13 protein-coding genes are annotated in these 20,984 nt (G+C 71.8%); 7 read left to right on the top strand and 6 right to left on the bottom strand.

Annotated elements, in window-relative coordinates; translation table 11 throughout:
• Nucleotides 1-7: 7 nt before the first annotated feature.
• From O7623_RS29840 to O7623_RS29820, 5 genes are read right to left on the bottom strand one after another with little or no spacing between them, the layout of a single operon-like run.
• A complete protein-coding gene (locus O7623_RS29840) occupies nucleotides 8-847 on the bottom strand; it encodes a DUF4081 domain-containing GNAT family N-acetyltransferase (RefSeq protein ID WP_282226247.1) in 840 nt (279 codons plus the stop codon).
• A 56-nt stretch (nucleotides 848-903) separates the two neighbouring features.
• Entirely contained in the window at nucleotides 904-1,932 is a 1,029-nt protein-coding gene (locus O7623_RS29835; RefSeq protein WP_282226246.1) for a LacI family DNA-binding transcriptional regulator, read from the bottom strand.
• A 49-nt stretch (nucleotides 1,933-1,981) separates the two neighbouring features.
• Nucleotides 1,982-2,821, bottom strand: coding sequence for a carbohydrate ABC transporter permease (locus tag O7623_RS29830; protein WP_282226245.1), 840 nt, complete (start codon nucleotides 2,819-2,821; stop codon nucleotides 1,982-1,984).
• Nucleotides 2,821-3,753, bottom strand: a complete 933-nt coding sequence (locus O7623_RS29825) for a sugar ABC transporter permease (protein ID WP_282226244.1) — start codon at nucleotides 3,751-3,753, stop codon at nucleotides 2,821-2,823. Before O7623_RS29825 ends, O7623_RS29830 begins: the two co-directional genes overlap by 1 nt.
• Before the next feature lie 8 nt (nucleotides 3,754-3,761).
• On the bottom strand, nucleotides 3,762-5,048 hold the full coding sequence (locus O7623_RS29820; RefSeq protein WP_282226243.1) for an extracellular solute-binding protein: 1,287 nt from the start codon (nucleotides 5,046-5,048) through the stop codon (nucleotides 3,762-3,764).
• Between the two features lie 181 nt (nucleotides 5,049-5,229).
• Here O7623_RS29820 and O7623_RS29815 point away from each other — a divergent pair, with 181 nt between their 5' ends.
• The 7 genes from O7623_RS29815 (at nucleotide 5,230) to O7623_RS29785 (ending at nucleotide 18,060) form a co-directional block, all read left to right on the top strand.
• A complete protein-coding gene (locus tag O7623_RS29815) occupies nucleotides 5,230-7,233 on the top strand; it encodes a beta-galactosidase (RefSeq protein WP_282226242.1) in 2,004 nt (667 codons plus the stop codon).
• Between the two features lie 162 nt (nucleotides 7,234-7,395).
• Nucleotides 7,396-9,018 (top strand): glycosyl hydrolase 53 family protein, encoded by a 1,623-nt coding sequence (locus tag O7623_RS29810; protein WP_282226241.1) that lies wholly within the window; start codon nucleotides 7,396-7,398, stop codon nucleotides 9,016-9,018.
• Nucleotides 9,015-10,625 (top strand): glycosyl hydrolase 53 family protein, encoded by a 1,611-nt coding sequence (locus O7623_RS29805; protein WP_282226240.1) that lies wholly within the window; start codon nucleotides 9,015-9,017, stop codon nucleotides 10,623-10,625. The genes O7623_RS29810 and O7623_RS29805 overlap by 4 nt, the downstream gene beginning before the upstream one ends.
• Before the next feature lie 93 nt (nucleotides 10,626-10,718).
• On the top strand, nucleotides 10,719-11,537 hold the full coding sequence (locus O7623_RS29800) for a TetR/AcrR family transcriptional regulator (RefSeq protein ID WP_282226239.1): 819 nt from the start codon (nucleotides 10,719-10,721) through the stop codon (nucleotides 11,535-11,537).
• A gap of 177 nt (nucleotides 11,538-11,714) precedes the next feature.
• Nucleotides 11,715-12,965 (top strand): amidohydrolase family protein, encoded by a 1,251-nt coding sequence (locus O7623_RS29795; protein WP_282226238.1) that lies wholly within the window; start codon nucleotides 11,715-11,717, stop codon nucleotides 12,963-12,965.
• 422 nt (nucleotides 12,966-13,387) lie between these two features.
• A complete protein-coding gene (locus tag O7623_RS29790) occupies nucleotides 13,388-13,828 on the top strand; it encodes a hypothetical protein (protein ID WP_282226237.1) in 441 nt (146 codons plus the stop codon).
• Complete coding sequence (locus O7623_RS29785; RefSeq protein ID WP_282226236.1) at nucleotides 13,825-18,060, top strand: tetratricopeptide repeat protein; 4,236 nt, start codon at nucleotides 13,825-13,827, stop codon at nucleotides 18,058-18,060. Before O7623_RS29790 ends, O7623_RS29785 begins: the two co-directional genes overlap by 4 nt.
• Here the strand turns inward: O7623_RS29785 and O7623_RS29780 are convergent.
• Nucleotides 18,057-20,948, bottom strand: coding sequence for a BTAD domain-containing putative transcriptional regulator (locus tag O7623_RS29780; RefSeq protein WP_282226235.1), 2,892 nt, complete (start codon nucleotides 20,946-20,948; stop codon nucleotides 18,057-18,059). The genes O7623_RS29785 and O7623_RS29780 overlap by 4 nt on opposite strands.
• Between the last annotated feature and the right edge of the window lie 36 nt (nucleotides 20,949-20,984).

Genomic DNA, 20,984 nt, shown 5'->3' with positions numbered 1-20,984 from the left:
TGATCGGTCAGAACAGCACGGTGGCGAAGGTGCCGACGCGGCGGAAGCCGCACCGGTCGTAGACCCGGCGGGCGGCGGTGTTGTAGTCGTTGACGTACAGGCTGACCGTGGGGGCGACCCGGCGCAGCGCGTCGCGGACCACGGCCGCCATCGCCGGCGTGGCCAGCCCCCGGCCGCGCCACAGCGGATCGACCCAGACCCCTTGGACCTGCGCGGTGTGCCGGGTGACGACGGCCAGCTCGGCCTTGAAGACCACGGTGCCGTCGACGATCCGGGCGTACGTGCGTCGGGCCCGGACCAGTTCGGCGACCCGCCGCCGGTAGCCACGCCCGGCGTCGTCGGCGATCGGCGACGCCCCGACCTCCTCGGTGTACATGGCCACCGCCGCCGGGAAGAGCAGGTCGATCTCGTCGGGGCGGACCAGCCGTACGCCGGGGTCGGCCGGCACCGCCGGCGGCCGGTCGGCGACCAGCAGCGGCTGCTCGGCGCGGATCTCGCGGGCCGGCCCCCACGGCTCGCCGAGCTGCTCCCACAGGCCGAGTACGGCGTCGGCCCGCCCGACGATCGACGAACAGACGCGCTCCTCGATGGCGAGCCGTTCGGCGAAGGCCGCGACCGCCGCCGGGGTGGCGTGTACGGGGCTGAGGTGCCCGCCGAGCCAGCACAGCGACTCGAGTTGCCGCCGTGGGCCGTAGCCGAAGATCCGGCCGTCGGCCCGCCACCAGGCCAGTCCGTGCGCGGCGACCCGTTCGGCGACCTGGGGTGCGGCGAAGGGATCGAGGTCGAGGATGCGTTCCACCGCCCCGCGTTCGGTCTCCCCGAGTTGCCGCACCGGCACCGTCAGCACGGCTACCAGCCTGCCAGATCCGCCGCGACGCGGCAGACCCGATCGGCCGTCGACGATCAGGCGCTGCCGCGGACCACCAGTTCGGTGGGGAGGATGACGGCGGCGTGGGAGTCGCCGGCCAGGTGGCCGAGGAGCAGCCGGACCATTTCGACGCTGATCCGGCCCAGTGGCTGGCGGATGGTGGTCAGCTGCGGCAGTGAGGCGGTGGCGACCTCGGAGTCGTCGAAGCCGCCGACGGCGACGTCGCCGGGCACCCGGCGGCCGGCCCGGTGCAGCGCGGCGATCGCCCCGGCGGCCATCAGGTCGGAGCTGACGAAGACGGCGTCGAGGTCGGGTGCCTGACGCAGCAGCTGCTCCATCGCCGCCTCTCCCCCGGCCCGGGTGTAGTCGCCGGTGACGACCAGTCGGGGATCGGTGTCACCGAGCACGTCGTGGTAGCCGGCGAGGCGTTCGACCCCGCCCGGGGTGTCCAGCGGGCCGGTGATGGTGGCGATCGTACGGTGCCCCTGGGAGCGCAGGTAGCCGACCATCTGCCGGGCGCCGTCGCGGTCGTCGGCGGCGACGTAGCTGACGTCGCGTTCGTGCCCGAGTGGTTTGCCGCAGACCACGAACGGCAGGCCACGGCCCTTCAGCTCGTCGATCAGCGGGCTGCCGGCGTGGGTGGAGACCAGCAGCGCGCCGTCGACGTGTCCGGCGGTGACGTAGCGGCCGACCCGTTTGCGGTCCTCGGAGGTGCCGGCGATGGTCAGCAGCAGGGTGATGTCACGTTCGGCGAGGGCCTGGGTGCAGCCGCGCAGCAGGGCGTTGAAGTTGGGGTCCTCGAAGAGCCGGTCCTGCGGTTCGGACAGGATGAACGCCACCGAGTCGGAGCGCTGGGTGACCAGGCTGCGGGCGTGCTGGTTGACGACGTACCCGGTCTTGCGGATGGCGCGCTCGACGGCGTCGGCGGCCGGGCCGCTGACGTTGTGCCCCCCGTTGAGCCACCGCGACACGGTGCCCCTCGACACCCCGGCGACGGCGGCGACGTCGTCCATGGTGGGCCGGGCCCGCCCGGGGCGGGCCCGGCCGCGTTCAGTTCCGGCCACGCTCACATTGTCGTCCTTACACCCTGATCGATCTCACGCCCGATCGACCTCATGCCTTGATGGATCCGGACAACAGGTCGATCCGCCAGTACCGCTGCAGGGAGAGGAAGAGCGCCACCAACGGGATGATCGACAACAGCGATCCGGTGATCACCAGACTGTACAGCGCCGGCGTGGTCGAACCCTGGTTGAGCAGGGTGTACAGGCCAAGGGTGACGGGGAACTTGTCGTCGTCGGCGAGCATGACGAACGGCAGCAGGAAGTTGTTCCAGATCGCCACGAACTGGAACAGGAACACCGTGATCAGGCCGGGGATCATCATCGGTGCGGCCACCTGGCGGAAGATCCGGAACTCGCTGGCACCGTCGGTACGGGCCGCCTCGATCACTGTGTCGGGCACGGCCGCCGCCGCGTAGATCCGGGCCAGGTAGATGCCGTACGGGCTGATGATGCTGGGCAGCAGGACCGACCAGTAGGTGTCGGCCAGCCCCACCTTGGCCAGCAGCAGGTACTGCGGCACGGCGAGGATCACCCCGGGCACCAGCACTCCGGCGAGCAGCATGTTGAAGATCGCCGACCGGCCGAGGAAGTCGTACTTGGCCAGCGTGTAGCCGCTGAGTCCAGACAGCGCGGCGGAGGCGAGGGCACCGACCCCGGCGTACAGGGCGGTGTTGGCGACCCAGCGCCAGAACTGCCCACCCCGGTACGCCGACAGTTCGGCGATGTTGGCGACCAGCGCGTCGCCGGGGGCGAAGGTGAACGTGCTGAACAGGCTTGATCCGCTCTTGGTCGCGGCGACCAGCACCCAGGCCACCGGCAGCAGGCAGTAGACCGCGCCGATCAGCAGCACGGCCGTGGGCACCAGCTGCGGCCTTCGGACCGTGGCCATCACCGCTCCTGGCCGAAGGCCCGCCGCTGCACCAGGCGCAGGAAGCCGAACGACAGCACCAGCGTCGCCAGGGCGACGATCACCGAGGTCGCGGCGGCGGCGTACCGGTCGTCGGTGGCGAACGCGTCCCGGTAGATCTTCATCAGCGGGGTCCAGGTCGACGAGATCGAGTTGGTCAGCGGGCGCAGCGTCATCGGCTCGCTGAACACCTGCAGGGTGGCGATCATGGTGAAGACGGTGGTCATCACCAGCGCCGGAGTGAGCAGCGGAATCTTGATCCGCCAGGCGATCTGCAGCTCAGAGCAGCCGTCGATGCGGGCCGACTCGTACAGCTCCGGCGGGATCGCCCGCAGCGCGGTGAACAGCACGATCATGTTGAACCCGACGCCGCCCCAGAGCGCGATGTTGACCACCGCGTAGAAGACGGTTCCGGTGCCGAGCAGGTCGGGCTGCGGCCCGCCGATCCAGTCGAGCGCGTCGTTGAGCGGGCTGGTGGCGGGCAGGTAGAGGAAGCCCCAGAGCAGGCTGGCGATCACCGCCGGGACGGCGTACGGCAGGAAGATCGCGATCCGGCTGAACCGTTGCAGGCCGACCCGGGGGCGGTCCAGCAGCAGGGCGAACAGCAGCGCCAGGCCGAGCATCACCGGTACCAGCAGCGCACCGTAGCCGAGGACCCGCGCCGCGCCGGTCAGCAGCGTCGGGTCCGCCAGCGCGGCACGGTAGTTGTCGAGTCCGGCGAAGACCTCGGTACGCGAGCCCCGGCCCAGCCCGAGACCGGAGACCCGCACCTTGCGCAGGCTCAGGTGGACGGCGTACCCGATGGGTAGCAGGAAGGTCAGCACGAACAGCGTCACCGCCGGGGCGAGGAAGACGTACGGCACCGCCGTACGTCTTCCTCGGCGGCCGCCGCGAGCGCGGGTGACCACAGGCATCTCTGGGCTCATTCGGCGATCGAGAAGCCGTTGTCGCGCATGTCGTCGACGGTGGCGGTCTGCATCGCGGCGACCGCGTCGACGAACGGCGTACCGTCGGTGATCGCCGCCGCGAACGAGTCCATGTACGTCTGGTAGGTGACGTTGACGTTCGGCCCCCAGGTGAACCCGGCGGCGGTGTCGGCGATCTCCTGGGCGAGGGTGTAGAAGTCGGGCTGGTTGGCGAAGAACGCCGGCGGGTCGGCCAACGCCGGGCCGGTCTGGGCGTCGCGGGCGGCCGGGTAGATGGCGGATTCGCGTACGAGCAGCTCGGTGGCGGCCGGATCGGTGTTCATCCAGGTGGCGAACGTGACGGCGGCTTCCCGGTGCGGGGAGGCCTCGGTGACGCCGGTGGACGAACCGCCCCAGTTACCGGTGACGTTCTCCCCTGCGGTCCACTGTGGCAGCGGGGCCATCTCCCACAGGCCCTCGGTGTCGGCGGCGTTGCCGGCCAGCACACCCGGCCCCCAGATGGCGCTCGGCCAGGCCAGCAGGGTGCCGTCGTTGAGCGCCTGGTTCCACTCCGGGGTGTACATCGGCTGGTCGTCGACCACGCCTTCGGTGACCAGTCCGCCCCAGAACTCGGCGACCTGTCGGGTGGCCGGGTCGTCGACGGTCACCTGCCACGCCTCGCCGTCGATCGCCCACCAGGCGGCGCCGGCCTGCTGGGCCAGCCCGGCGAACCAGCCGGGATCGTTGGCGGAGAACGTGGTCAGGTAGTGGTCGGTGGTCTTCGCCCGCAGGTCCCGCGCGGTCCGGGCGAACTCGTCCCAGGTGGTCGGTACGGTCAGGCCGTACTGGTCGAACAGGTCGGCCCGGTAGTAGAGCATCATCGGCCCGGCGTCCTGCGGGATGGCGTAGACGGCGTCGGTGCCGAGGGTGACCTGCTGCCAGACGCCCTCGGCGAACGCGTTCTGCGCGTCGCCGGCCAGGTCGGCGATGTCGGCGAGCACGTCGTTGCTGACCAGGGTGGGCAGTGACTGGTACTCGACCTGGGCGAGATCCGGCGGGTTGCCGGCCTGGTTGGCGGTGAGCAGCTTGGTGACGATGTCACCGCCGCCGGCCTGCTTGCTCAACGTGACCTGGATGTCCGGGTTGTCGGCGTTCCACGCGTCGACGACCTTCTCGATGTTCGGGGCCCAGGACCAGAAGGTCAGCTCGACCGGGCCGTCGTCACCGGGGTCGGCCCCACAGGCCGCGACCAGGCTGGCGGCGAGCGTCGTGAGCATTATCTTCGCGCCGAGGGAGCGGCTCATCTCCACCTCTCATCTGTCGACCGTCATCGGATGGTGATCAGGGGGAAACAACTGTGAGCGCTCACAGTGTTGGTGCCGGGTACACCTGTGTCAAGAGCCACATCAGGGCTGACTTCGCTGCTGTGGCATGTGCGATCATGCCGATGTCGTGTTGGGAGCGCGTACAGTTTCGGAGCGTCACATGGTGCAGAGACCACCGATCCCCCGGCTGGACCGGCTGGCGTACGGCGGGGACTACAACCCCGAGCAGTGGCCGGCCGAGGTCTGGCCGCAGGACGTGGCCCTGATGCGCGCCGCCGGGGTCAACCTGGTCAGCGTCGGGATCTTCTCCTGGGCGTTGCTGGAGCCGGCCCCCGGTGAGTTCGACTTCGGCTGGCTCGATGAGGTGTTGGACCTGCTGCACGACGGGGGGATCACCGTCGATCTGGCCACCCCGACCGCCGTACCGCCGGCCTGGCTGCGCCGCGCGCACCCGGACACCCGGCTGGTCGACCGCACCGGCGCGGTGCTCGGCGGCGGCGCCCGGCAGTCGTTCTGCCCCAGCTCACCGGCGTACGCCGACGCCGCGTCCCGGATCACCGAGGCGGTCGCCGCCCGGTACGCCGACCACCCGGCGCTGGTGCTGTGGCACGTGCACAACGAGTACGGCGGCGCCAACGCGCTCTGCTACTGCCCCGGCTCCACTCAGGCGTTCCGCGGCTGGCTGCGGGAACGCTACGGCGACGACCTGGCGGCACTGAACACCGCGTGGGGCACCAGCTTCTGGGGGCAGCGCTACGGCGACTGGGCGGAGATCGAGACGCCGACCGCCGCGCCGACCGCGGTCAACCCGGCCCAGCAGCTGGACTTCCTCCGGTTCTCCTCCGACGCGCACCTGGCCAACTTCCGCCGGGAACGCGACATCCTGCGCCGGCACACCCCCGACGTGCCGGTGACCACCAACTTCATGCTGGCCAACTGCAAGACGCTGGACTACTGGCGGTGGGCCGACGAGGTCGACGTGGTCGCCAACGACCACTACCTGCAGGCCGAGCGGGCCGACAACGCCATCGAGCTGGCGATGTGCGCCGACCTGACCCGCTCGGTCGCCGGTGGCCGGCCGTGGCTGCTGATGGAGCACTCCACCTCGGCGGTCAACTGGCAGCCCCGCAACATCGCCAAACGCCCCGGTGAGCTGGCCCGCAACAGCCTCGCCCACCTGGCGCGCGGGGCCGAGGCGGTGCTGTTCTTCCAGTGGCGGGCCGCCCGGTTCGGGGCGGAGAAGTTCCACTCGGCGATGGTGCCGCACGGTGGCACCGGCACCCGGATCTGGCGGGAGGTGGTGCAGTTGGGCGTGGACACCCTGCCCCGCCTCGACGAGCTGCGTGGCACGCGGGTGGTCACCGACGCGGCGATCCTGTGGGACTGGCAGTCCTGGTGGGCCGTCGAGCTGGAGTGGCGCCCCTCGATCGACCTGGACTTCCGGGAACGGGTCGAGGCCTACTACGAGCGGCTGTGGCGCGACCGGTTGACCGTCGACTTCGCCCGCGCCGAGGCGCCCCTGGACGACCATCCACTGGTGGTGGTGCCGAGCCTGTACCTGACCACGCCGGCGGCCGCGGAGCACCTGCGCCGCTACGTCGCGGGCGGCGGCACCCTGCTGGTGTCGTACTTCTCCGGCATCGTGGACGCCACCGACACCGTCCACCCGGGGGCCTACCCGGGGGCGTTGCGGGAGCTGCTCGGGTTGACCGTGGACGAGTTCCTGCCGCTGCGCGCCGAGGAGACAGTGACTCTGGAGCAGGGCCTGACCGGTGACGTGTGGGCCGAGGCGGTGGAGCTGACCGGGGCCGAGGCGGTGCTGCGCTACGTCGACGGGCCGGCGGCCGGGGGTCCGGCGGTCACCCGGCACTCCTACGGCGCCGGCACCGCCTGGTACGTCTCGACCCGGCTGGACGCCGCCACACTCGCCCCGGTCCTGGGCCGGGTGTACGCCGACGCGGGCATCGCCCCGCCGGCGGGCGTACCCGACGGGGTGGAGCTGGTCCGACGGTCCGGGCCTACGGCGGACTACCTGATCGCGATCAACCATACCGCCGACGACGCGGTGCTGCCGGCCACCGGGGCGGAGCTGATCACCGGCGTGAGCTGCACCGGGACGGTGACGGTGCCGGCCGGGCAGGTGCGAGTGGTACGCCGGGAGTGACGGGCCTCTTGACAGGGATCGGCGATGATGATTCTGTGAGCGCTCCCAGTATTACATCGTCGTGACGGGCTCACGTCGGGCGCATTACCACACCACAGCGGATCGTTGCGGCCGTAAGCGCTCCCAGAGCTGGTCCGATTCGTTCCGAGAAGGGGCGCAGGCATGCACATCCGTGGCCCCCTGTCCACCACGATCGCCCGGTCCGCCGCGGTCGCCCTGGCGACCGCCATCGCCATCGTCGGCGGCACGCCGGGTGCGTCCACCGCCGGCCGCCCGGCACCGGAACTCGTCAACGCCGGCTTCGAGGACATCACCGACCTGGCCGCCCCGGTCGGCTGGACCGAGACCGGCGACCGCGACGCCTCCTACGTGGAGCCCGGCGGACGCACCGGCGACCAGAGACTCAGCCACTGGGCCGACACCGGCTACCGGGTGCAGACCCGCCAACAGGTGACCGGGCTGGCCCGGGGCACGTACACGCTACGGGCGGCGGTGCGCTCCAGCGGCGGCCAACGCGCGGCGTACCTCGGGGTCTCCGGCTGCGGCGGCGGCCCGGCACAGCGGGTCGACCTGCCCCGCACCGGCGACGAATGGTGGGTGGAGTTGGCGCTCACCGTCCGGGTCACCGCCGGCCGCTGCACCGTCAGCGTCGTCTCCGACGCCGCCGCCGGGCAGTGGGCCAACGTCGACGACGTCACCTTCACCCGCTCCGACGGCAGCGAAGGACTGCCGGTGGCGATCGGCGGCGCCGACGTGTCGCACCTGACCAAGAACGAGGCGCATGGCGCCGTCTACCGCGACGCCCGGGGCCACCCCCGCGACGCGCTGCGGATCCTCGCCGACAACGGCGTCAACTACGCCCGGCTGAAGGTATGGGTCGACCCGGCCGACGGGTTCAGCGACAAAGCCGACGTGCTCGCCAAGGCGAAACGCGTCACCGCGCAGGGCATGAAACTGATGATCGACTTTCACTACTCCGACACCTGGGCCGACCCGGGCAAGCAGTACAAGCCGGCCGCCTGGGCGGAACTGGGCTTCGACCTGCTGCGGCAGGCCGTCTACGACCACACCTACGAGGTGGTGTCGGCGCTGCGCCGCCAGGGCACCCCGCCGGAGCTGGTCCAGGTCGGCAACGAAGTCAACGGTGGGATGCTCTGGCCGGACGGCCGCTGGGACGACTGGCCGGGCCTGGCACAGCTGCTGACCGCCGGTTCCACCGCCGTCACCGACGCCTCGCCACGCAGCAAGGTGGTGCTGCACCTGGCCGAGGGCGGCAACAACGGTGGGCACCGCTGGTGGTTCGACAACGCCGTCGCGTACGGGGTGCCGTTCGACGTCATCGCCGTGTCGCACTACACCTACTGGCACGGGCCGCTGGGCTACCTGCAGGCCAACCTGTTCGACCTGACCGCCCGCTACGGCAGACCGGTACTGGTGGCCGAGACCGCGTACGGGTTCACTCTGGACGAACAGGACCACGAGACGAACATCTTCACCGCGACGCTGGCCGCCGAAGGTGGCTACCCGGCCACCCCGCAGGGCCAGGCCGACGCGCTGCGCGACATCGTCAACGTCGTAGCCGCCGTACCGGGCGGGCAGGGTCTGGGCGTCATCTACTGGGAGCCGACCTGGACCGCCGTCGACGGCGCCGGCTGGGATCCGGCCGACCCGACCTCCGGCGACGGCTGGGAGAACCAGGCTCTGTTCGACTACTCCGGCACGGCGCTGCCCGGCCTGCGGGTCTTCGCCGACGCGGTGGCAGGTGACAAGGGAGGCAAGCGATGACCATCCGTACCCGTGGATTCTTCGGACGTGCGGCGCTCGCGCTGGTCGCGGTGGCCGCGACCGGCGCGGCCGCGTTCGGCGTCGGCCTCGCCGGCGGTACGCACGGAGCCGCGCACGCCGCCGCGACGCTGACCAACGGCGGTTTCGAGGCGGGCGGCGGCACCCAGACGCCGTCCGGGTGGGGCGAGTACTCGTCGACCGGACAGACCAGCGCCAGCTACACCGAGGCCGGCGGCCGCTCCGGCAGCTACCGGCTGTCGCACTGGGCGTCGGGCGCCTACCAGGTGGAGACCTACCAGTACCTGTCCGGGCTGGGCAACGGCAGCTACACGGCACGGGCCTGGGTCCGCTCCGGCGGTGGGCAGCACGAGGCGTTCATGGCGCTGCGCAACTGTGGCGGCAACGAGGCCCGGGTGGCGATCCCGACCACCGGCAGCTGGACCCAGATCTCGGTCACCACCCAGGTCAGCAACGGGCAGTGCACGGTCAGTTTCGTCTCCAACGCCCGCGCCGGAAACTGGATCAACGTGGACGATGTGGAGTTCACCGGCGGGTCGACCGGCAACCCCGGCGTACCCGGCGGGTTCATGGTCGGCGCCGACTTCTCGACGCTGGCCAAGAACGAGGACCGGGGCGCGGTCTACCGCGACGCCGCCGGCAACCAGCGCGACGCCGTGCAGCTGCTGCGCTCGGCCGGCGTCAACTACGCCCGTCTCAAGGTGTGGGTGAACCCGACCGACGGCTACAACAACAAGGCCCGGGTGCTGACCATGGCCGCCCGGGCGAAGGCGCAGGGGATGCGGCTGCTGGTCGACTTCCACTACTCCGACACCTGGGCCGACCCGGGCAAGCAGTACAAGCCCCGGGCCTGGGCGAACTACAGCGTCACCCAGCTGCGCGACGCGGTCTACCACCACACGTACGACGTGTTGAGCGCGTTGCAGGCGCAGGGCACCACCGCCGACATGGTGCAGGTCGGCAACGAGATCAACGACGGGATGTTGTGGCCGGAGGGCCGCAGCAACAACTGGGCCAACCTGGCGACGTTCCTGACCGCCGGGGCGCAGGCGGTCAAGGCGGTGGACAGCTCCACGCGGGTGATGCTGCACCTGGCCGAGGGCGGCAACAACAGCCAGCACCGCTGGTGGTTCGACCAGGCCACCTCGCGCGGCGTGCCGTTCGACGTGATCGGGGTGTCGCACTACCTCTACTGGCACGGCTCGATCACCAGCCTACGCACCAACCTCAACGACCTGGCGTCGCGCTACCAGCGGCCGGTCGTGGTGGTGGAGACCGCGTACGGGTTCACCACCGCGCAGCACGACCACGAGCCGAACATCTTCAACTCCTCGCTCGCCTCGGCCGGCGGCTACCCGGCGACCCCGCAGGGCCAGGCCGACGCGCTGCGGGCGGTCTTCGACGCGGTCAAGGCGGTGCCGAACGGGCGCGGCCTCGGGGTCTTCTACTGGGAGCCGACCTGGACGGCGGTCTCCGGCTCCGGCTGGGATCCGGACGACCCGTCGTCGGGCAACGGCTGGGAGAACCAGGCGGTGTTCGACTACTCCGGGCGGGCGCTGCCAGCGCTGGCCATCTTCGGCCAGGTCTGACCGGTACGGCCGGCGGCCGGCAGTCACGACCTCGACCTCGACCTCGACCTCGCCACCGTCGAGCCGGCCGGCCGGCTCGACGGTGGCGAGCGGGTGGGCAGCACCGGTCGGGTTCCTGACGTGGTCGCTCACCCGGAGGACTCGCCGTCGATCGAAGGGCACGGTTACCTGGCCGTACGGACGAAGCACCGATACCGCCTGGCCCCTGACGAACGCGTTCGCTACGATCGCGTTATGAGCCCCCGTCGTGACCCGGTCAGCCGTCGTGATCGTCCCGCCAAGGCCCCGCTGAGCCGTGCGGGCGTGGTCGCCGTCGCCGCCCGCATCATGCGCGAGGAAGGGCTGGAACAGGTGACGATGCGACGACTTGCCGCTGAGCTCGATACCGGTCCCGCCTCCTTGTACGTCTACATCAGCAACACCGCCGAACTGCACGGCGCGCTGCTCGACGAGTTGGTGGCAGAACTGGAGCTTCCCGACCCGCTGACGGGTGTGGACTGGCGCGAGCAGGTGATCAGCCTGTTGTGCTCCTGCACCGAGTTGCTGTTCTCGTACCCCAGCCTCGCCCGTTCGGTGCTCGTGCTACGACCGTCCGGACCTCATTACCTACGGTTGATCGACACGATCGTCGGGCTGCTGCTCGACGGCGATGTTCCGACACGACACGCCGCCTGGGGCGTCGACATCCTGTTACAGCAGGCGATCGCCATGGCGGCCGAACAGGGCAGTCGGGGCGACAGTGCGGAGGCGAGGGGCGAAGAGCACGATCTCGCCATCGCGATCGCCGAGGCCAGGTCCGACACTTATCCGAGCATCACCCGAGTTCGAGACGAGATTCTCTCGGGCGACTACGAACATCGGATGCGCTGGGTGTTCGCCACCATCATCGACGGGCTCCACGTCCGCCGTTGACCTTCATTCCCAGTCTCATCAGCAGGTATCCCCACCTGGCACGCGCTCGCTGAGATTCCCCGTCCAGGGCCCCACCAGGACGCGTGAGAACGCGTTCGTTACGAACATGTTCAACCCCTGGCAAGTGCATCAGTACCAGGAACCGCTGCTTCGCCGACCGTGAAGGGCCAATGGAACATGGCTACCGCAATCGTCAACGCACGTGTCTTCGACGGACACGAGGTGCTCGACGCGACCACTGTCCTCATCGACGACACCACGATCACAGCCGTGGGAGGGGAACCGCCCGCCGACGCCGAGATCATCGATGCCGCCGGAAAGACCTTGCTGCCCGGTCTGTTCGACGCGCATGTGCACACCAGCAGGCCGAGCCTGGCGCTGGCCCTGCGCTTCGGGGTGACCACCCAGCTGGAGATGCAGGGCACCAACACCCGCCCCAACCGTCGGCACATCGAGGAGGACGACGGCGTCGCCGACGTACGCTCGTCGGGCTTCGGAATCACCCCGCCCGGCGGGCATCCGTCGGAGCTGTTCCCCGAGGGCTTCAGGCCCGGCCCGCCGCCCGGCGCGGGTCCGGCCACCGGGCCCGCGCCGACACCGCCGGTGATGCCGTTCTCCGCCACGCCCGAGGAGGCGGTGGCCTTCATCCCACAGTTGATCGACACCGGGTCCGACTACATCAAGTTCATGGTCGACGACGGCACCGTCGAAGGCCACCCCGGCCTGCCCGCGCTCGATCAGAGAACTCTGAACGCCGGCGTTGCCGAGGCTACCCGTCGCGGCATGCTCACCGTCGCCCATGCACTCACCATCGACGCCACCCGTATGTCGATCGAGGCAGGCGTCGGTGGCCTCGCACACCTGTTCATGGACCGGCCCCACACCACCGAGATCGTCCAGCAGGTCGCCGCCTCGGGTGCCTTCGTCGTGGCGTGCGTGGTCCTCAACGCCTCGATGATGGGCATCACCGGCACGGAGTTCGCCGCCGACCCGCGGGTGTCGTCGCGTCTGGACCAGCCATGGTTGGCGACCCTGCGATCCAGCTTCAACCGCTATCCCCAAGGCGACATCGACGACGTCCTGGCTTGCGTCAAAGCGCTGCACGACGCCGGCACCGACATTCTCGTCGGCACGGACGCCTCGGTTCCGCTGCCTTTCCTGGGCGGCCTGGCACACGGGGCCAGCGTCCACCACGAACTGCAGTACCTCGTTCGGGCCGGACTGACCCCGGTCGAGGCGCTGCGCGCGGCGACCAGCACCCCGGCGCGCCGGTTCGGCCTCACTGACCGCGGCAGCATCGCCGCAGGGCTTCGTGCCGATTTACTCCTGGTCGACGGCGATCCCACCACGACGATCAGCGACACGCTCAACACCCACCTCGTCTGGCGGCGCGGTAAACGGCTCGCCGGGGCCGTCCAACCGGGATGAGCAACCGGGAACCGGCCAGGTCCGGAAGCGGGACAGGGGCCAACCGGCCAGGGCCACTTTGCCGAGCGCGGCGAAACACACCCGGATGGTGACCCGGCTGACGTCGCCCAGCAGACAGGCGGTGACGATCACCAGCATCGGTAGCCCGACGATCGGCCAGCCGAACGCCGCCAGGACGGCGGTCGGCAGCCGGTGTCGGAGCACCCGAGGTCGAGCAGGCCGACGAGCAGCGCCTCGCGCCGGCTGATCCCGACGAGCAGCGCTGCGGGGTCGCGCCTCGGCCACGAGGCGACAGTACGCATCCTGGTCGACCGTCGACGGCCGCGGATGGGCTGGCCGGGATCCGACAGTGCGCTGGCGCGGATCCGGCAGGGGCCGGACACTGTCGACTACTCTGGACCGTGACGCCGCTGGAGGCCCCCATGTCGCGACGACGGGCGCAGCTCACCGCTGCCGTCTCCGCGATCGTCGGCGTGCTCTCGGGGGTGCTCGGCAACCTCGCCACCGACCGGCCCGGGCTGCTGGTGCTGATCGGGCTCGGTGCGGCCGGGCTCGCCGCCGCCGTGCTCGCCGCGCTGCTCACCGGCCAGGAGCGTGCCGACCCGCCACCCCCGAGCGGTCCGCAGGCGAGCCACGTCCAGCGCGCCGACGGCGGCCGGATCGACGGCTCCCACATCGACGTCGACCCGGACACCGGCGCGGCCACCCGCCAGGAGGCACGCGGTGGTGGCGTGATCTCCGGCAGTTCGATCGTGGTCCGCCGGCACCCTGTGGTCGGGTCCGCAGACGGGTCGGCAGCCGGTGATCCGACGTCAGGCGGGCCGGTGGCCGGAAGGCCCGACGATCCGGTCGCTCCCGAATGACCGGCCCGGCCCAGACGACCAGCCCGGCCGATCCGTTCGTCGACCGGGAAACGGCGCTCGCCGCGTTCGACCGGTTCACCGCCGGTGCGCCGGAACGGGTACTCGTCTACTCCGGGATGTCCGGGCAGGGCAAGTCGCGGCTGCTGGCCGAGCTGGGTCGGCGGCTCGCGTCCGGTCGGGCCGGCACCGTGGACCTCGACGGTCTGGTGGAGACCGCGCCGGGCGGCCACGCCGACGTCGCGTTCGCGTTGACCGACGCCGTCGCCCGGATCTGTGCCGGCTGGACCGGAGCTCGGCTGCGCCGGTACCAACAGGCCCGCCGCGCCGCCGAAGCGGCTCTCGCGGCCGCGTACGCCGAGGTCCCGACCGTCACGGTCAGCGCGACCGACGGCGCGGTCGTGCAGGACGTGTCGATCACGGTGGTCACCGACCCGGCCGCGCTGCGGGCCGCCGGCGTACGGGCCCACCAGCGCACCCTGATCGCCGAGGCCCTCGCCAGCGAACTGCGCGGCACCGACCTGACCGGCCGGGTGTTGTTCGTCGACACCGTGGAACGACTGCCCTACCTCGACGAGGTCGCCGGCCCCGACGACGAGGCCAGGGGTGCCCGGCAGACCTCCTGGTTCCTCGGTGAACTGCTCCCCCGGCTGCTCGACGCCGCGCCGGGTCTGCGCATCGTGCTCGCCGGCCGGGAACCACCGGCCGCCGGCCCACCGATGGCCCACGTCGCGCTGACCGAGTGGGAGCCCGCACACACCGCCCAGTTCCTCGCCACCCGGGGCATCACCGATCCGAAGCTGGTCGAGGCGGTGCACCGTACCTGTGCGGGGTTGCCCGGCTGGACCGACCTGGCCGCGGCGGCTATCGACACCGCCCGGGGGTCCGGGCCCGGGTTGACCGCCGACGAGATCGCCCGCCGCGCCGCCGGCCAGCCCGTCGAACGGTGGCTGCCGGAGGTGTTCCTGGACCGGCTGGCAGCGCCCTGGCACGCGGTGGTGACCGCCGCCGCCGTACCCCGGGTGCTGAGCCGGGCGGCCGTCGCCGCCCTGCTCGATCCGGCACCGGCCGACGACACCTGGTTCCACCAGCTGGGCCGCTACACCTTCGTCCGGCTCGGCACCGACGCCGACGGGTCCACCGTGGCCACCCTGCATCCGCTGGTCCGCATCGCGCTGCTGGACAGCCTGCGGCGCAACGACCCCGGCCGGCTGCGTGAGCTGCACCTACGGGCCCGCGCCTACTTCGCCGAGCTGGGCGAGGGCACCGAGGAGCTGTACCACGCGCTGGCGCTCGGCAGCGGCCTGGCCGGCACGTTCTGGCGGCAGCGGTTCGACCAGGCGATCGCGAGCCTGCAGACCGCTACCGCCCGGTCCCTGATCGACCTGGTCCTCGCCCCGGAGCAGCGGGCCGGCCTGCTCGTCGCGGATCCACGGCTGGCTGTCGACGCCGAGGTGGGCGCCGCGGTCGTGTCCCGATTGACCAACCGGCACGACGACGCGCAGCGGCACCTCGCGCAGGCGCAGCAACTGGCCGGGCGGACCGGGTACCGCGCGGCACTTTCCACCATCGCCCAGGAGCGGGCCCGGCTGGCGTTGTGGGACAGTCAGGTGGCCGACGGCATCGACGAGGCGCGGGTCGCCCTGTCGATCGCCACCGACCTCGGCCGCGACGGCGACCAGGGTCAGGCGCACGACCTGCTCGGCGATCTGTCCATGCGGGCCGGGGACCTGGCCACCGCCCGACGGCACTTCGCCGCCGCGATCGCCGCGTTCGAGCAGTCCGGATCCCCGGAAGGAAGAGCCAACTCGCTGCTGTCGCTGGGCAACCTCGAACTGCGCGACGGCAACCCGGCTGCGGCACGGCGCAACCTGGACACCGCGCTCACGCTGTACGTCGCCGCCGGCCGGCGACGGGGTCAGGCGGACGTGCATCTCTCGCTCGGTCTGCTGGACCGGATGAGCGAGGATCCGACGAACGCCCGCACCCACTACCTCACCGCCGAACGCCTCTACCTGGCCGTCGACGACGAGATGGGCGCGGCGAACTGCCACTACCGGCTCGGCGAGCTTGCCGTCGACGCCGACGACCTGACACGGGCCGAGCAGTACTTCGTCCGGGCGGAACAGGTCTTCGCTGCCCACGGTGACCGGCTCGGGGTGGCCAACACGCAACGCGGACTGGGCAGCAGCGCCCTGCACCGCAAGGACTACGGCCTCGCCCAGCAGCGGCTGCGGCGGGCGGCGGAGATCTACGACGAGATCGACTCGGCGTACGGCCGGGCGATGGTCAACTATCTGCTCGGCGAGGTCGCCGTCGGCGTCGGTGACCTGCTCGACGCTGCCCGGCTGCTGGCGATCAGCCTCGCCACCGTCGAACAGGTCGGCGACGTGTCACTACGCGGGCAGATCCGGCTCCGGCTCGGCCTGGTCGCGGTGGTGACCGGTGACCCCACCCGCGGTGCGGAGCTGATCCGGCAGGCCCGGGCCGACTTCCACCAGGTCGGCCTGGCCGGCGCGGCCGCCTCCGCCGAGCAGGCGTTGGCGAAGATCGACCAGGACCGGGGTCAGGTGCTGACCCGGCTCGACGCGCTGGCACCCGCACCCCGGCTGCTGCTCGACCTGATCAGCCTGGTCGCCGCCGACGACCGCTGGTCGTTCGTGATCGAAGCGGTCTGGCCGGTGCTGTGGCGGACGGTGCACGACGCGGCGGATGCGGGCGCGCCGGGCGCGGCGGATGGGGCCGTGCCGGACTTCGCCGCCACCCTCGCCGCGCTGACCCACGCCGGGCTGGTGACGACACAGCGGCAGCACACGCTCACCCCGGACGCCGGGCCCGTGACCAGCTACGACTTCGTCGACGACACCGTACGGGTGATGGTGCGCGACGCGGCGGACGCCGACCGGACCCGTACGGTGAACGAACTGCTCGCGGTGGCCTGGTTCCAGCGGTTCGAGGCCGAGCGGGCGGCACCGACGCCGACCACCGTTCGGGCCGGGGTCGGCGCGGCCGTCTACACCGCCGAACTCGGCGACCTCGACACGGCCTGGCAGGTGATGGAGGCGACGCTGCAGGTCGCCCAGGTGACCGACCAGGTGGCGGCGATGCTGCCGATGCTGCGGGAGATCGCGATGCGCAGCGGAGACCGGCAGCGGTTCGCCCGCTACCTGCTGGCCACCAGCGACGACACCGGCGAGTTGACCGGGCTGCTCGACCAGGCCCGCGCCGACGGCCACGACGAACTGGCCGCCGCGATCGCCGCCGGCATCCACGACCGGCTGCTCGCCGAGCACCGGCCGGCGCGGGCGCTCGACCTGGCCGACCAGGAGCTGCGTACGGCGACCGGCGCGGACCGGGCACGCTGGCTGCGCCGCCGGCTGGCCGCCCTGTACGACCTGGGCCGCCACCGCGACATCCTCTCCGGCCTGGACGACGCGCTCGCCGCCGCCGCCGAGCTCGCCGCCGCCGAGGCCGAGGCCGACCGGGACGAGCTGGCGCGGCTGCAGGTGGCGATGCTGCACCACGGGGTCGGCGCGGCCAAGGCCATTGCCGAGTGGGAGCTGGCCCTGTCGCTCAACGACCGTATCCTGCACCAGCTCGCCGCCATCGGCGCCAGCGCGGCCGAGCGGGCGTACTACCGGTTCAGCGGCTACGCGGCGCTGCTGGAGCTGGGCCTGTGGCAGGACTGCGAACGGGTGCTCGCCGACAGCGAACGCGCCTTCCGGGCCGCCGACGACACCCCGATGGTGGCGGCGGTGCTCAGCGCCCGCGCGATCGTGGCGAGCCGCCGGGGCGAACCGTTCCTGGCGCTGGAGTTCGACCGCGAGGCGCTGGCCACCGCGTACGCCGTCGGTGACCTGGGCACCGTCAGCCAGGTACACGTCAACTACGCCAACCATCTCGCCCAGGCCGGCGGTGCGCCGACCGAGCGCGTCGCCCACCGGCTGGCCTCGGCGCTGCTCTACCGGCTCGCCGGCAACGCGCCGATGGTCGAGCGGGCGCTGGCCGGGGTCGCGGTCGAGCCACGCCGTACCGGGCTTCGAGCGACGCTGCCCCGGTCCCTGTCGGAGCTGGCCCGGCGGGTAGCGGTGGTGCCCGGGGTCGACCTGGTGGGGATGCTGGCAGCTCTCGGCGCGGACGCGGTCGCGGTCAACGACGCCTTCGACCGGTTGGTGGCCGCTGCCCGGGTGCCGCGCCTGGCCGGCCGGGCAGGCGCGGCACCCGGGCCCGACTAGGCCGTCGGCCGGTCCGTGCCGATCCTGGCGAGCGCGGTGGCGGCCCGGTTCCGTTCGTCCTCGTCGCCGGTGTCGTGGGCGATCGCCAACGCCGAGCGGTACCGCTCGACCGCATCGTCGTCGCGGCCCAGGGCGGAGAGGGCGTCGCCCATCGCGTTCAGCACGCTCGCCTCGCCGTACCGGTGCCCGATGTCACGGAAGATGTCCAGCGCCTCCTGAAGCGATCCGATCGACTCCTGGTGCAACCCTTGCCGGCTCAACGCGGTCCCGAGGTTGCTCAGGGCGGTCGCCTCGCCGTCGCGGTGCCCGATCTCCCGGAACAGAACGAGTGCCTCCCGTAGTCGGCGGGCGGCGAGGACATCCTCGCCGAGCGAGACATGGACGTCACCGAGGTTGGTCAACGCGATGGCCTGACCGGCCCGTGCGCCGAGGTCGGCGAAGATGTCATGCGCGGCCAGGAACCGCTGCGCCGCTCGGGCGTGATCGCCGGCGGCGGACTCGAGGTTGCCGAGGTTCGTCAGCGCCGAGGCGTGGCCGTGCGGGTCGTTGATCTCCTCGTAGATCGCGACTGCCTCGTGGTGACGGGCCGCCGACGAGGCCAACTCTCCCAACCGCTCCTCGACGATGCCCAGGTTGGACAGGATCCGGGCCTCGCTGTGCCGGTTCCCGGTACGGCGACACAGCTCCAGTGCCCGCCCCAGCTCCGCAGCCGCCGATGGATAGCGGCTGAGCAGCCGTTCGACGACGGCCGCGTTGGTCCGCAGATGCGCTTCGGCTGCCAAGTCGCCCATCTCGCGGGCGGCGTCGATGGCCTGCTCATGGATCGCCTTCGCCTCGACGCCGTACCCCGCTTCCAGGTAGCGGTACACGGCGGCGGCCAGCTTGACCGCGTACTCCGGCCGCCCGTGCCGGCGGGCGAACCGGCAGATCGCGGCGATCGACAGCAGTTCACCGTCCAACCAGGCCAGCGCGGCAGCCGGGGTGGGCCGCTCCCCACCGGGCTTGAGCGCGAGCCCGGCGCGCTGCCAGGTCGCGCTCCACTCCGGGTGCAGTGCGTCGCTCGCGGCCACGGCGGTGTCGACGTAGTGGGTCAACAGCCGGTCGACCGCCGCGTCCCGGTCCGCCGGGTCGTCGACGGTGAGGCTCAGTTCGGCGGCGTACGCCCGCAGCAGGTCGTGGAAGGCGTACCGGCCCAGCGGGTCGCACCCCATCAGGTAGGCGCTGGTCAGCTGGTGCATCAGCTGGGCGGTGGTGACCTCGTCGGCACCGGACAGGGCAGCGGCGCAGGCGAGCGTGCAGTACGGCGCGGGGTGCAGGCTCAGCAGCCGGAACAGCCGCTGCGTCGGTGCGTCCAGCCGCTGGTACGACCAGCCGAAGACGTGCCGGATCGCCGCGCTACCACCGGCGTCCAGCAGGTCCAACGGGCTCGCCCGACGCAGCTGCGACACGATCCCGGACAACGGCAGGTGCGCCTGCGCTGCGGCGTACTCTGCGGCCAGCCGCAACGCGAGCGGCAGTCGGGCGCAGATCGCGGCGAGCGAGTCGACGCTGGCCGGGTCGGCGCCGGCGCGGTCACCCAACAGCCGGCCGAGCAGCCCGGCGGCGTCCGGCGGCGGCAGCAGGTCGAGCTCGATCCGGTACGCCCCGTGCAGGGCGACCAACGCGGCCTGGCGGTCCCGACTGGTGACCACGACCAGGGCGGCGCGGCTGCCGGGCAGCAACGGCCGGACCTGGTCGGCCGAGGCGACGTTGTCCAGCAGCACGAACAGCCGACGGCCGTCGGTCTCGGTGCGCCAGCGGGCGGCCCGCGCGCCGGTGTCGGCCGGGATCTCCTGGTCGGGCACCGCGAGCGCAGCAAGCAACCGCCCCAGTGCCTCGTGTGCGCTCACGGCGTGGTCAGCCTCGTCTCCCCGCAGGTCGAGGTGGATCCAGCCGTCCGGGAACCGGTCCCGGCGCAGGTGGCCCCAGTGCACGGCGAACGCGGTCTTGCCCACTCCCGCCGTACCGCAGATCACCACGACACCGCAGGCACCGGCGGCGTGCACGGCGTCGAGCTGAGCGGACTCGCCGGACCTGCCGACGAAGTCCGGCACCGGGGCCGGCAGCTGGCGTGGAACGGGCGACGTCGGACCGTCGCCGGAACCGTCGAGGAGCTGCCGGTGCGCCTGCGTCAGCTCTGCCCCGGGTTCCACGCCCAGCTCCTCGGCGAGCGCGTGCCGGGTCGCCGCATAGCGCTCGAACGCCAGCGTCCGCTGACCGGTGGCCTGGTATGCCCGGATCAGCATCGCCTGCACCGCCTCGTCGAGTGGATGTGCGGCAGCCTCGGCGGTCAGTGCGGCGACGACCTCGGCCGCGCCGCCCACCCGAAGCGACAGGCCCCAGTAGGACAGCTGGGCCTGGCGGCGTTCCGACTTGAGCCCCCAGACGGTCGGATGATCGTCGAGCGCTGGTACGTCGCAGAGCGGATCGTCCTCCCACAGCCGCAGCGCGTCGCGCAGCAGCGTCACCGCGCGTCCCGGATCCCCCTGGTCGGCCGCCGCCTGCGCGGCCCGCGACAAGCGACGGAACCGGTGCAGGTCCAGGGCATCGTCCGGAAGGCGCAGCAGGTATCCGTCGCCGACGGTCGACAGCACGCCGGCCTGGTCACGCGGGACGCGCTGCGGGTCGAGCAGCCGCCGCAGGTGCTTGGCCTGAGTGTGCAGCACGTTGACCACGCTGGACGGTGGCCGCTCGCCCCACATCGACTCGATCAGTTCGCGCCGGGTCGTCAACCGTCCGGCGTTGAGCGCCAGCAGGCCGAGCATGTGGCGACGGGCCGGCGGACCGATGTCCAGCTCGCTACCGCCGCGCCACACACGGAGACGGCCGAGCACCCGGACCACCAACACGCCGGAAGTGTAGGGACGCCGGCCATCGACTGACCA

Origin of the sequence: Solwaraspora sp. WMMD791, from assembly GCF_029581195.1 — a bacterium.
In the GTDB taxonomy this organism is placed as follows: domain Bacteria; phylum Actinomycetota; class Actinomycetes; order Mycobacteriales; family Micromonosporaceae; genus Micromonospora_E.
Note: the sequence above shows the minus strand (reverse complement) of the source record. Positions and strands in the feature narration are given on the sequence as shown.